Raw genomic sequence first — 11,845 nt, 5'->3', positions numbered from 1 at the left:
CAGGGTGTGTAAGCGTTGTGAGGCGTTGAGCTAACCTGTACTAATGACCCGTGCGGCTTAACCATACAACCCAGATGGGTTTGATATGGGCAATGATTTGCTTGAACTTATCAGCTTTTTCGAATTGATTTAGAACACACCAAATTTGCTTGGCGGCCATAGCATTGTGGACCCACCTGATCCCATTCCGAACTCAGCAGTGAAACGCAATAGCGCCGATGGTAGTGTGGGGTTTCCCCATGTGAGAGTAGGTCACCGCCAGGCTTCTAATAATGAAAAAGGGCTTCCCGAAAGGGAGGCCCTTTTTCGTTATTGGATGTTTGATGATGTGCTCTCACATGGGGAAATAAAGAGCCGAGCGAAGCGAGTTCGACCCATGTGATAGTAGGGTGGAGCCGGGAATAAGAAGGCCAAGAGTTTGGCCTTCGCCGGCGTAACGGCCTGAGCTCTGCGAAGGCCTGGACACCGCCAGGCTCCTCGCAGGGAAAGATGAACCTGCCCGTTGCTAACTGCAAAGCCGCTACTAGCGCGTCGGTCCTCTTATGACCTACTTCCTTGTAGGTCACCCTACGGGCCGCACTAAAGTGCGTTCAAATTCGTTCCCGACGAATTTGTCACCCCCATGTGAGGTCTCTTCGAGCTTATACTAGAGACGCTAATCGCTAATCGCTAATCGCTAATCGCTAATCGCTAATCGCTAATCGCTAATCCCTAATCCCTACTCGTATAGAGGAGTGGTGGGTTCTTTATTTGAGAGTAGTCTTGCATTGGTAAACAGACAAAGAAAAAGCAGCCCTTGGGCCGCTTTCTTTGGTTTCGCTTATTTGGCGAAGGGGACTGGGCGCGGGGTGTTGGCGTTTGATGGTGGCAGAATGGGTAGCGTGATCTGCGGTTGTTCGCCGGTTAAGGATTTGAGGAACTCGACCATGTCGGCGGTTTGCTCTTCGGTGAGGGACTTAGCGAGTTGGATGTCGGCCATGGTGTTTACCGCTTCTTCGAGCGTCCAGGTTTGGCCGTCGTGGAAGTAGGGGTAGGTGAGTTCAATATTGCGAAGCGTCGGTACTTTAAATACGTTTCTATCCGCTTCGTTACCGGTCACTGCGATTCGTCCTTCGGCAGGGTTATCGGTGTGGAACGGATTTATTAGACCCATCTTCATATACATGGTGCCACCGACTGCAGGGCCGTTGTGACAGGTCGCGCAGCCTTTATCTTTGAATAGCTGGTAACCACTCTTGGCGCTGGCACTAATCGCATCTTTATCGCCTTTCAGGTACAAGTCGAAAGGACTGTTGGGGGTTACTAACGTCTTCTCAAATTCAGCAATGGCGTCAGTGATATTGTCTATGTTGACACTATCCTTACCGTAGATTGCTTCAAAGCGAGCCTGGTACGCTGGCATAGAAGCCACAGTCGCTACCGCTAACTCGTGGGTGAAGCCCATCTCCTTAGGGTTGGCGATAGGCCCTGCGGCTTGTTCTTTTAGGTCCTTCGCGCGGCCATCCCAAAACTGAGCCAGTTGGTAGTCAGCATTCAATACGGTTGGCGAGTTAATTGGACCTTCCTGCCATTCGTGACCAATCGAGGTTGTTAATGCATCTACTCCGCCGAGAGACAGGTTGTGACAGGAGTTACAGGAGATAAATCCGGACTTGGATAATCGCGGCTCAAAGAACAGCATTTTGCCAAGCTCTACTTTCTCTGGCTCGGTGATCTTCACTGGCTCAATTACTTGAATCGGTTCTTTGGCCAAGGCAAATGAGCTCGTTAGACATGCGGAGATAGCCAGGGTGATAACGCGGAGTTGTGTCATAGGTGTCCTCGATTAAATACACGGATAATCAGTGGGGTTGTTATTCTGGCGTTAGTCTAAAGAGAAAAACAGGATTGGCATAACCTAATGAATCTATTATGTTTATTTGTTTTTTAGATAGCTTGGTTGTGAGTTTAATCACGGCAAAAAATCTCAAGATATGGTAAAAGTAACTTACAATTCGAAGTACTGTTCCTCCACTATCTATCTGCTTAGTAGCCACTAGAGTTCCAGTATCTTGCGCCGGTTCTGCTACAATACTCCCCCTCATAATGTTTAATCTCAGGTTTCCCATGAGCGTCAAAGACGAATTGCAAAAAGCCCATAATCAATTGGATAAGTTTCGCCACAAGTTAACGGCGGCTAAGCGCGCTGAGCAGCTAGATGTGATCGCTCAAATTGAGCGGGAAATGAAAAAGCTGACTGCGAAGATAAATACCCTCAAAAGTAAGCAAAGCAAACAGCTGAGTGCGAAGGGCGAAACGATCACTTCAATGAAGTTTCATCGCGCACTGACTAAGGAAGAGCAAGCCGACATGGGTAAGCTCAAAAAGTCAGTGAAGGGCTTAGTGGTTGTGCACCCAATGACCGCATTAGGACGCGAGCTTGGGCTTGAAGTGGCCACAGGTTATGCACCTAAGAAGTTTTAAGGCCCACCTATGTTGTTAGAGCCGACTCCTGTGGAGATTGCCGCTGATACTATTGTCGTTCTCGACTTTGAGACTACCGGCTTATCCCCAGACCGCGGCGATCGAGCCATAGAAATTGGTGCGGTAAAGCTAGTGAAGGGTGAGATTGTCGAGTCGTTTCAGGAGTTAATGAACCCTGGAATGCGGATCTCCAGATTCATCGAAGATTACACCGGCATCAGTAATTCTATGCTCACCGACGCGGCGCCATGTGAAGAGGTGATGCATCGCTTTGCTGACTTCATTGGTGATTTTAATCTGTTGGCCCACAACGCCAGTTTCGATCGCAAGTTCTTGGATGCCGAATTTGCGCGCATCGGCCACAGCTACTCAGGCAGTTTTGGTTGTTCGCTGCTGACCTCCAGACGCGTGTTTCAAGACGCCCCGAATCACAAGCTCGGGACCTTAGTTGAATACAAGCAATTACCCACAGAAGGGGTGTTTCACAGAGCGCTCGCCGATGCTCAGATGACCGCCTATCTATGGCTTGAATTACTCAGTGATATCAAGCGCAGAACTGAATTGGATACGCTCAGTTTCGAGCAATTATCCAAACTAAGCACGGTTCCCAAGCGGCAAATCGAAGACTATCTGCAACGATTGGCCCAGTTTTAAAGATAAAAAAGCACCGACGTTCAGGGATGTCGGTGCTTTTATGTTTAGGAGTCAGTGATTGTTAGTTAGCGCTGACGTAGTCAACGATAGCGCGTAGGCCGTTTAAGTCGTAACGTTCCTGACGCGGAGTAAAAGATTCGGGCGCGGAAGACACCTTAACAATCGCAACATCACGCTCGCGGTCGATGTAAAGCCACTGGCCGTGGATACCAATCGCTGTGAAGGCTTCGTAACCTGGGGTATGACTGACCCACCATTGAGCGCGATAACTCCACTCGTTGCCTGGCATGTTGTCAGACGCATCCGGGCTGTTGGCAAAAGCTTGGCGATCACCGCCGGCAGCCAGTTGCTCCACAATCGCTTTCGGCACTACTTGTTCGCCGTTAAAGACACCATCGTTTAGCATCATAGTGGCAAATCTGGCCAAATTGGCTGGTGTGGCATTTAAACCGCCACCGGCAACTAGGGTTGCATTGTCGTCGAGTAGCACATAAGTCTCCCCTTCGGTCCCCAATTTAGACCACAACTTGTTGTACATGTCCTCTTGAAAAGACTGGTTGGTGACTCGATTGTTGACCCAGTTAACGACATCGGTTTTTGGCGTTTGGTAATGGAATACATCGCCGTGTTTGTGCTCTCTTTGTGCTTGCAGCGTCTGCAGATAAGCGTACAAATTGGTTGGGTAATCTACTCCTTGTAGTTTTTCAGTCCAGCCCAAAACAGCGCCATAGGTTCGAATGCCCGAGCTTGGATCGGCATAGTCTTCACGAAAGTCCATGGAGTTGGTCATATCTAGCACCTGCCCCACTGTCGCGTCGCCAAACGCGCTTGCGCTTTTGAGTTCTGGAACGATATCCCCAACCCTTTGTGATTCGCTAAAGCGACCATCGTGAATGTTCATCATTGCCATCAAGCCGCCAAACGACTTAGTCACTGACATCATTTGGTGCGGCTGATTCGAGTGCATGCCGTTGCGGTACTCTTCAAAGATGACTTTGTCACCTTTAATGACAACAATGGCATCGGCCCAGGTTTCGGTCATGAATTGATCGAAGCTACGCATTTCTCCGTCGGCATTGGCCACTTTAACAGAGGCTGCAAACTTACTATCGATAGCCTTGTCTAGAGGCACAGGCTTGTCGGCAGCTGGGATACCTGCGCTTGGGTAAAACATGCGCATGTGTTGATAAGCCCAACGGTTGAAAGGAGGGGTTTGCAGCGCATTGGCTTTGGTCACTTGTTTGTCTGCAGGGACAGGAAAGCCCTGCATTAGCTCTAATTCTTGGGCCGTGGCATACGGATTGTCGGTTACCGCCGAGCTTGCTGGGGTAGCAAGACCGAGGTTCGAAACCAAAGCAGCACCCAAGGCGACGCATAGCAAAGATTTTTTCATGGGCGAGCTTCCTAAATGAATTTGAATATTTGAGACGACTTAATTATGCCGAAACTATAGGTTGCGATCCTTTGGCGCCTTAAAGCAATGCTTTAGCCTTTTGGTAGCTCACTTAACTTGTCGACTAGCCAACGCCCAGCTGCGCCAAGGTTGGGAGCCCACGCGAGCTCTACGCCCCAGTTGATCTCTCCGTCGTCAAAATCCAGCGATAGACACTTTAACTCACCGCTATCGACATAAGGTTGTGCCAGACGCGCTGGAAACACCGCAAAGCCAAGCCCAGCCAATAGAAACTCCTTCAGTTGATAAAAGCGCGAGTATTGAATGAGACGGCTACTGAGGCGGATCCCCTCGGTGAGTTCTTTGGTAAAAATGATGCCGGGTACAGGGTAGAGTTGAGCGTATTGGTCTAGATCTTCCTGACCTAACACCCCTCTTCTCTTACTCAGGGGATGCTTGCTAGCAGCGACAATTCGCCATTGAATTCTATCGATAATTTTCTCATTGCCGCCGTGATCTTTGCGAAGCCGTCCAGGCGAAAGAATGATGTCAGCCAGAGGTGAGCTGGGATGATTGGCAATTCGCGCCTTGTCGCAAGAAAGCACTGCGTCATCGGCATCCAACAGTAACAAGTCCAATGTGGGGAACGCTTGTTGGAGCTCGAGTAACACCTGCTGGTATTTTGGAAACAAGGTCATGCCATGCAGCGCGAGCCTTAGCTGAGGCTCTTGGCCATCGCTGATGGCTTGGGCGAACTTTTCCATGCCCTCTAGCTTGGGCAGCACTTCCAAAGCTTGCAGGTATAAATGCTGGCCCAGCTTGGTCAAGGTAGGTTTCTTACCGGGCTGGCGGTCAAACAGGGTCGCTTCTAGGTCAAACTCAAAGGCTTGGATGGCTTGTTGCACCGCGGCCGCACTATACCCAAGTTTTCGACCAGCTGCAGAGAAAGAACCCGACTCGGCCACTGCCCATAAATACTGAAGCCGCTCAGTTGTAATGATCATTTACTCAAGTACCTCGACCTTATTTCTTTATATACGCTAACCACTTATGGGGCGCTGGGCAAGGTGTAGACGAATCAGAAACTAACTGACGGCAAGTTCCGTGTAGGCTTTCTTTACTAACTCAAGAGTAGGCGAGGGTCCGGTGTCCACCATAGAAGCCGAGTAACTGATGTAAAACCTTGGGATCATTAACGATTGGTGAAGTATCGATGCAGTTTGTTTGGCCATTTCAATCGCTTTGAAGCCACCAAACTCTACCGTGTGCTGCATGATTTGTTGCGAGCCGACAAAAGTCACAAAACGGCCGCTGCTGACATTGGCTATCCACTCGGCGTATGAATTAGCTTTGCATATTTCCCTGAGCAAAATATCGTTCTCACGACAGTAGGATTCAAACGGGTCAATACGGTCGTTAAAGCCATCTCTCGATAGGTAAATAAAGGGAAACTTGGCGAGACTGTCTAGATCACCCGGATCGCCAGCTTGCCAAATTTCGTGGGAAGGCGCGGCCATCACATACAAGGTTTTTTGCTCGCCAATTAGTTCGTGCTCAATATCTTTGCCGTGAACTGGCTGTTGCGAAATGACGATATCGGCTTCCCCGCTTTGCAAGCGATCCGCCGAAGACTCGTTTACCTCGTGTAACAAGAAGTCTGAAGAGTTAATCGACGAATTACAGCAGGTTTGACTGAGTTTATTGGCAAAGGCCGCTATCAAGTATGAGCTGACGTGTATCGCCACTTTTTTGGTGTTGTGGGTATCAGCATCGATGTTGTCAAAAGCGGTGTTGAATTGAGCCAATGCCGGTGACAGGTTGTCGTAAAGATTGGCGGCAGTGAGTGTGGGAGTGAGCCCGGCTTTTCGCCGTACAAACAGCTCGTCATCCAGCGCCGCTCTTAGCGCGGCTAATGCGCGACTCACCTTAGAGGGTTGAAATCCCAACTCTTTTGCGGCAATACCCACGCTTTGCGTTTCAAAAACCTTCTTGAAAACAAAGAACACCGATATGTCTAACGATGACAACTCTCGATTCAGTCGCATAGTTCATCCCTGATGCTTGTACTCGAGTCACTATACCCCTAGCTTATTTAGCCCTTGAAGTTGCAGTAGCGATTTCTGTGACACTATTTGCACTTGGGGTAAACAGTTGAATGTTGATTTGTTGACCCAGATCTTCGCCTAATCAGTGCTTTGGTGTGTGCGGATCTTTTAGATGACGGACTATGGTTTGAGTTAACCTTTGATCGTTACTGGCGTGGCTCTGAAGATACAAGAAACGACGCTCCATGCGATCTTGACGAATATTACTTTCGTGCCAGATATCGGAAATGTCCATGCATTTAATTCCCTCACCATACTGTTGGCACTGGCAATCATGATTCACTGAAAGACCAATCAATACTATGTTGTCGCTATTGCGCGCTTTCATCAGGGCCAAGTTCAGGCTCTCTGTCATCAGCTTGATGTTAGGTCTGATTCCTCTAGACAGAGCGTACTCTTCAATGTGCTGCCTGAGTTTGCTCTTGGTGCTGTGGTAAATCAGAACTAACCCATATTCAAGTAAGTCCTCCACTGAGCGAATACTCTCAAAGATTGGGTGGTCTTTTCGAGCGGCAATACTAAATCGCCTCAGCTCGCGAATGATCAGGTTGTCATACAGTTCTTTCGGTGCTCGGTTGACCGACAAGGTGTAGTGGAGCACCCCTTGAGACAATATGCTTTGGCAAGTTCTAGAGTAGGGTTGAGTGTTAATCTCAAATTCCATTTTGAGCTCGCGTGCCGCTTGGGATACCGAATTGAGCAGCCAAGGAGCCATTTGCTCTTGCGCTGAGATATTTAGGGCAGGCTTGTTTACCGGGCTACTCAACTGAGCGCTTAACGTTTCATAGCCTTGCAGAATCGACTCAATTTGAGGGATAAGTTGCTTCAGAAAATCGTTTGGAGCCAAGCCGTATTTTCTACGTTCAAACAACTCGTCTCTCAGTGCTTGTCGCAACTGACTCAACACTCGACTCACCTTGGGCTGCGAGGTTTTCAGTTGTTCAGCGACATCGCTGCAGCTCTTGCTCTGATACAGCAGAACTAAGGTTTTTAGTGCAAAATAGTCGAGCTTAGCGAGATCTTGATTCACGATTACGTCCCTGATTTACAAAGTATTCCCATCGCCTCTAGGAGCAATGCACTGCGCTGAAATTGGTAAGAGGGCCCTCTCCATTCAAACACGGGCTTCGTAGTTTTTGCCATGTGCCACATCAATAAAATTCATCAAATCATATAGTTAATTGTGTCTATCAGCGGCGACTGTAATCGTTTCAACTGCTCGGGTTGACCGATAGCAAACAACTTGGGTACCGCTCGGTGGCGGTAATAATTCATTGTGTGTCGTACAGAAAGCGTTTCTGCGTTCAACGAAGGCATCAGCTCGCAGACTAGGTTCAGTGTCACAATCGGAACTAAGCACAAGTGTTGTGCATCTTGAAGATTGGATTCCAAAGTCGCTAATCGCTCTAGGCAGGGCTGGGTGCAAGTGTTGCCAAGTGCCAGCTGCTCTCCCAAATTGGGGTATCGGTGAAGCTCTGTGCTTAGGTTGCCGGACTTCCATATAGGGTGTTGTTCATGGGCCAACAGGTATAAGTTGGGCAATTGTTTTAGCTCGATGGTTTGCAGCCCTTTGCAGGATTGGTCCAAAGTGATCGGTGCATAGTCAAGATAGAGTCCAAATCTGGCATCGCCGCTGACTAGTTGAGCCATCGAATCCTTTGACCAAGCGGAGCAGGCAAGCGATATGTAGTCAGTGTAATCAGGCTGGCATTTCGTCCAGGCGCATCCTAGTGCCAAGTGTAAGAGGTTGGGCGTGACGATGTGATAGCGCTCTAAGAGTGGGGGAGCCCCCAAAAGCTTGCGCGATACCTCTTCGATTTTCTTAGCCTGATACAGAATCTCTCGAGCCATAGGTGCGATTGAAACTGCACAAGCGTTTGGCTCTAATCCGTGTTGTTTTCGAGTAAATAATGGGTCTCCAATTGCTTTTCTACATTGGTTAATTTGTCGTGAGACTTTATCGATAGGTATATTTAACTCTTTGGCGGCGATGGTTGCAGAGTGATGGTCCACTAATGAAACAAAGGTGGCGAGGCATTGTAATTCCAAATGTCCTAGTTTTGATTTATTCATTAGCTTACCACCTAAATATAAATCTCTACCTGCCAATATTCAGATTCTTATATATCTAACAGTCGAAATCAATGAATATTTATAAAGTTCACTGGTGCATATTATTAAAATCAAATTTTGCAAATTTAACTTTTAAATAAGTCAGTGTGGGCGGTGTTTCTGCTGTATTTCAGGTGTTTATTTGGTTTGTTTGAATTTGCTAGTTATGCAATAAGGAATTCCATTTTATGCAGTTTTATCTGAGGTTTTTGTAGAAATTCAAAAGTTGAATAATGCATATATACAAGGAATTTGTTCTTTTGTTCTTATAACTAGTTAGTTCGAGTAATTATTGATTTGGATCATTATTGCTTGCTTGTGGTGTTACTTGATTTAGTTGTAAAAAATAATTGCGAGGTAAATTAATAGTAATAAGGGGTTTATTATGTCAATCGCTCAAGTTTTATTTAGTTATGGCTTCCTTTGGATGGTGTGGTTTTTAATTGTTCCTCTATTGGTAGTGTCTTTTGTATGGACCTGCATTAAGTTTTTCAAGAACAGTATAACGTCGAATAAAGAGCTCAAAGTTGCTGTTGCACCTCACCAGTTCGCTGCACGAGACCTGAATCTTATTCGCGATATCGAATCTCTCGAAAATCAAAGGTATTCAGTTCTCTATCACACGGATTTAGACCAAATCGTGGACCTTGCAGAAACCAGTAAGGACGACGAAGAAATGCACCGCGAGTTGCGCAAATGCAAGCTGGACTTTGTGGTTATCGACAACCACACCTCAGAAGTGAAGATGGCGCTGACGGATGTCTCCAAGCAGCCTGCTCGATACGCCAAATTCATGAGTACAGCACTTAACTCTATTGGTGCCAAATTGGTGAAGTTGCGCACGGACCAATCTTACGAATCGACTGGCTGGAAAAATCTGTTAACCGCCTAAGTCCTAAAACGAGCCAGAGTTCGCTCTGGCTCCATTGTGTGAACAGCAGTCAATGGATCGGAGAGCCATTATGTATCCACAATTTTTTCACCCGTTACTGTTGGGGTTAAAACAGTTTCTCACAGCGGTATTAGTCGTCTTACTTTGCTTGCCTGTGTTGGCCGAGGCGAATGATAGCTCCAGTTGCCTTAAATGCCATCGTAAGAACGGCCAAATGCTGGGGCTACATGGCGCGGAGGGTCTTGACCTTCATTGCCAAGACTGTCACGGCGCCAAAGGCAAGCACCCCAGAGGCGAGTCAGCGCTGATTGACTTTGGCCAACAGGCAGAAATCGACAAAGTTGAACAGACCAAGCCTTGTATGAAGTGCCACGAATCCGAGAAGCTTCAAAGAGGCCACTGGACCCATGATGTTCATCAAAACCGATTGAGTTGCAGTGCCTGCCACCTGCTTCATCCCGAACAAGATCCAGTGGTAACTATGTCACCAGAAGCCATCACCCAACTGTGCGTAGAGTGTCACCAAGCACCAAAAGGAGAGCAAGATGCGCAATAGTCGTCGAAATTTTCTTGTTGGAGGGTGTGCACTTGCGGCTTTTACCGCGGTAGCGCCGCTGGCCGGCAGCTCGCTAACCAGACAACAGATTCAAGGCCGCAGCCTAGCTTTACTCCATGACGAGAGTCAGTGCATAGGTTGTGATGCTTGTTCACAAGCCTGCCGCGAGACCAACCAGGTACCTCAATCTGTGTCTCGGCTGAGCATTCGCCGAACCGGCCCATATGGCAGTGGGGATGCGCCTTTCTATCGGTTTGAGCGGGTCAGTTGTCAACACTGTGAAAACGCCCCTTGTGTCAGAGTGTGCCCCACAGGCGCCGCCTATCGAGACCCAAATACCGGAATCGTTGCTGTCGATGAGTTCAAATGCGTTGGGTGTCAGTACTGTATTGCCGCTTGTCCTTATCAGGTGCGCTATGTAGACCCGCAGACCAAAGCCGTCGACAAGTGTGATTTTTGCCAAAAGTCGCGTTTGGAGAAAGGACTCCAGCCGGCTTGTGTTGACGCTTGTCCTACCAAAGCGCTGGTGTTTGGCGATCTTAACGACCCACACAGCACATTAGTGCAAAGGCTGAAAGTAACGCCAACTTACCGCGACAAAGAATCGTTGGGCACGCGTCCTAAAGTGTTTCGCGTCAGCGCAAAACCAGGGGAGATACGACTATGAGTGAAGCACTCCATTTTGATTCATTGGTGTGGCATTGGCCGATTGCCTGGTACTTGTTTCTCGCGGGAGTTTCTGCGGGCGCGGTGACTTTTGCCATCTTTCTAAAGCACATCAAGTTAGGATGGGCGGCCTATCGCTCGCCTTATTTTCAAGCCGCTGCGATTATTGCGCCCATCTCGATATTTTTAGGGCTGGGGATTTTAGTCGTCGACCTGACCAAACCTCTGGAGTTTTGGAAGATCCTGGTTTTCTACAATCCGAGATCGGTAATGTCCATGGGCGTCTTGGTACTCATGGTCTATCAACTGGTGCTATTTCTGTGGTTGGGCTGTGCGTTTCAACAGCCGATTATGGAATGGGTAGAGCAACGCGCGCCTAAACTACAGCCTTGGCTCGAGCGTCTGTGGCGCTTCGAGGCGGCTTATACCGGAGTCTTGGTTATTCTGGCTGTGTCTTTAGGGGCATACACAGGCTTCTTATTATCGGCCTTAGTTGGCTATCCAATGCTGAGCAATCCAGTGCTGCCGTTATTGTTCTTAATTTCAGGACTGTCCTCAGGTGCCGCCGCTGTGCTACTTGGTGGCATATGGCTCAAAGGCCAACCCGACGCCGCCGAAGTACGCTTTATTCACGGCATTGAAATTCCACTGATACTGCTTGAGATTGTAATGTTATTTACCTTCTTTAGTGGACTCATTCTCTCAGGTGGACGCAGTGAAGTCGCAGCAATGCAAGCCTTAGGCCCTGGCTTTTGGGGAGTGGTGTTCTGGGTGGGCATTGTTTCTCTGGGTATGGTGCTACCTTTGTTCGCCAACCTGATTATGGGCGCAACCGCGAAACGCACGGTTAGATACGTAGCCATGACCGCCAGTTTCAGTCTGCTAGGGGTTTTGTTGCTGCGCCATTTCGTACTTTATGCAGGACAGATGACAGTAGCCTAGTCGGCTAAGCCTTGGCCACTTCTTTAGGTCGAATGCCACCTCCACAGGTGGCATTTTTTTAG

General features: G+C 48.3%; 12 protein-coding genes and 1 rRNA gene. 7 read left to right on the top strand and 6 right to left on the bottom strand.

The window, feature by feature from the left end:
- Positions 1 to 148: 148 nt before the first annotated feature.
- Positions 149 to 264 (top strand): 5S ribosomal RNA (gene rrf / locus CLC93_RS14790).
- Positions 265 to 820: 556 nt separating this feature from the next.
- Here the strand turns inward: rrf and CLC93_RS14785 are convergent.
- On the bottom strand, positions 821 to 1,813 hold the full coding sequence (locus tag CLC93_RS14785) for a cytochrome-c peroxidase (RefSeq protein WP_095506761.1): 993 nt from the start codon (positions 1,811 to 1,813) through the stop codon (positions 821 to 823).
- 293 nt (positions 1,814 to 2,106) lie between these two features.
- Here CLC93_RS14785 and CLC93_RS14775 point away from each other — a divergent pair, with 293 nt between their 5' ends.
- Both CLC93_RS14775 and CLC93_RS14770 read left to right on the top strand, forming a co-directional pair.
- Positions 2,107 to 2,463 (top strand): YibL family ribosome-associated protein, encoded by a 357-nt coding sequence (locus CLC93_RS14775; protein ID WP_095506759.1) that lies wholly within the window; start codon positions 2,107 to 2,109, stop codon positions 2,461 to 2,463.
- A 9-nt stretch (positions 2,464 to 2,472) separates the two neighbouring features.
- Positions 2,473 to 3,117 (top strand): 3'-5' exonuclease, encoded by a 645-nt coding sequence (locus CLC93_RS14770; RefSeq protein ID WP_095506758.1) that lies wholly within the window; start codon positions 2,473 to 2,475, stop codon positions 3,115 to 3,117.
- A 61-nt stretch (positions 3,118 to 3,178) separates the two neighbouring features.
- Here CLC93_RS14770 and CLC93_RS14765 read toward each other — a convergent pair whose 3' ends face one another.
- From CLC93_RS14765 to CLC93_RS14745, 5 genes are all read right to left on the bottom strand, one after another.
- The gene (locus tag CLC93_RS14765) at positions 3,179 to 4,510 is read right to left on the bottom strand and encodes a serine hydrolase domain-containing protein (RefSeq protein WP_095506757.1); all 1,332 of its coding nucleotides are present in this window, start codon (positions 4,508 to 4,510) and stop codon (positions 3,179 to 3,181) included.
- Between the two features lie 92 nt (positions 4,511 to 4,602).
- Positions 4,603 to 5,514 (bottom strand): LysR family transcriptional regulator, encoded by a 912-nt coding sequence (locus CLC93_RS14760; RefSeq protein ID WP_095506756.1) that lies wholly within the window; start codon positions 5,512 to 5,514, stop codon positions 4,603 to 4,605.
- Between the two features lie 81 nt (positions 5,515 to 5,595).
- A complete protein-coding gene (locus CLC93_RS14755; protein WP_095506755.1) occupies positions 5,596 to 6,555 on the bottom strand; it encodes a LysR family transcriptional regulator in 960 nt (319 codons plus the stop codon).
- A gap of 142 nt (positions 6,556 to 6,697) precedes the next feature.
- Positions 6,698 to 7,645, bottom strand: coding sequence for a LysR family transcriptional regulator (locus CLC93_RS14750; protein ID WP_169903049.1), 948 nt, complete (start codon positions 7,643 to 7,645; stop codon positions 6,698 to 6,700).
- 134 nt (positions 7,646 to 7,779) lie between these two features.
- Positions 7,780 to 8,688, bottom strand: a complete 909-nt coding sequence (locus CLC93_RS14745) for a LysR family transcriptional regulator (RefSeq protein ID WP_141237408.1) — start codon at positions 8,686 to 8,688, stop codon at positions 7,780 to 7,782.
- A 424-nt stretch (positions 8,689 to 9,112) separates the two neighbouring features.
- On the opposite strand from CLC93_RS14745, the gene CLC93_RS14740 reads away from it, so the two are divergent.
- The 4 genes from CLC93_RS14740 to nrfD all read left to right on the top strand — a co-directional run bounded on the left by CLC93_RS14740 (position 9,113) and on the right by nrfD (position 11,783).
- Positions 9,113 to 9,619, top strand: a complete 507-nt coding sequence (locus tag CLC93_RS14740; RefSeq protein ID WP_095506752.1) for a hypothetical protein — start codon at positions 9,113 to 9,115, stop codon at positions 9,617 to 9,619.
- A gap of 70 nt (positions 9,620 to 9,689) precedes the next feature.
- Positions 9,690 to 10,175, top strand: a complete 486-nt coding sequence (locus tag CLC93_RS14735) for a nitrite reductase (protein ID WP_141237407.1) — start codon at positions 9,690 to 9,692, stop codon at positions 10,173 to 10,175.
- Positions 10,165 to 10,842, top strand: coding sequence for a 4Fe-4S dicluster domain-containing protein (locus CLC93_RS14730; RefSeq protein ID WP_095506750.1), 678 nt, complete (start codon positions 10,165 to 10,167; stop codon positions 10,840 to 10,842). Before CLC93_RS14735 ends, CLC93_RS14730 begins: the two co-directional genes overlap by 11 nt.
- A complete protein-coding gene (nrfD, locus tag CLC93_RS14725) occupies positions 10,839 to 11,783 on the top strand; it encodes a cytochrome c nitrite reductase subunit NrfD (protein WP_095506749.1) in 945 nt (314 codons plus the stop codon). Before CLC93_RS14730 ends, nrfD begins: the two co-directional genes overlap by 4 nt.
- Positions 11,784 to 11,845: the final 62 nt, after the last annotated feature.

Source organism: Paraferrimonas sedimenticola (assembly GCF_002282855.1).
Lineage (GTDB): Bacteria > Pseudomonadota > Gammaproteobacteria > Enterobacterales > Shewanellaceae > Paraferrimonas > Paraferrimonas sedimenticola.
The sequence above is the reverse complement of the archived record's forward strand: the minus strand, read 5'-3'. Positions and strand labels throughout refer to the sequence as shown.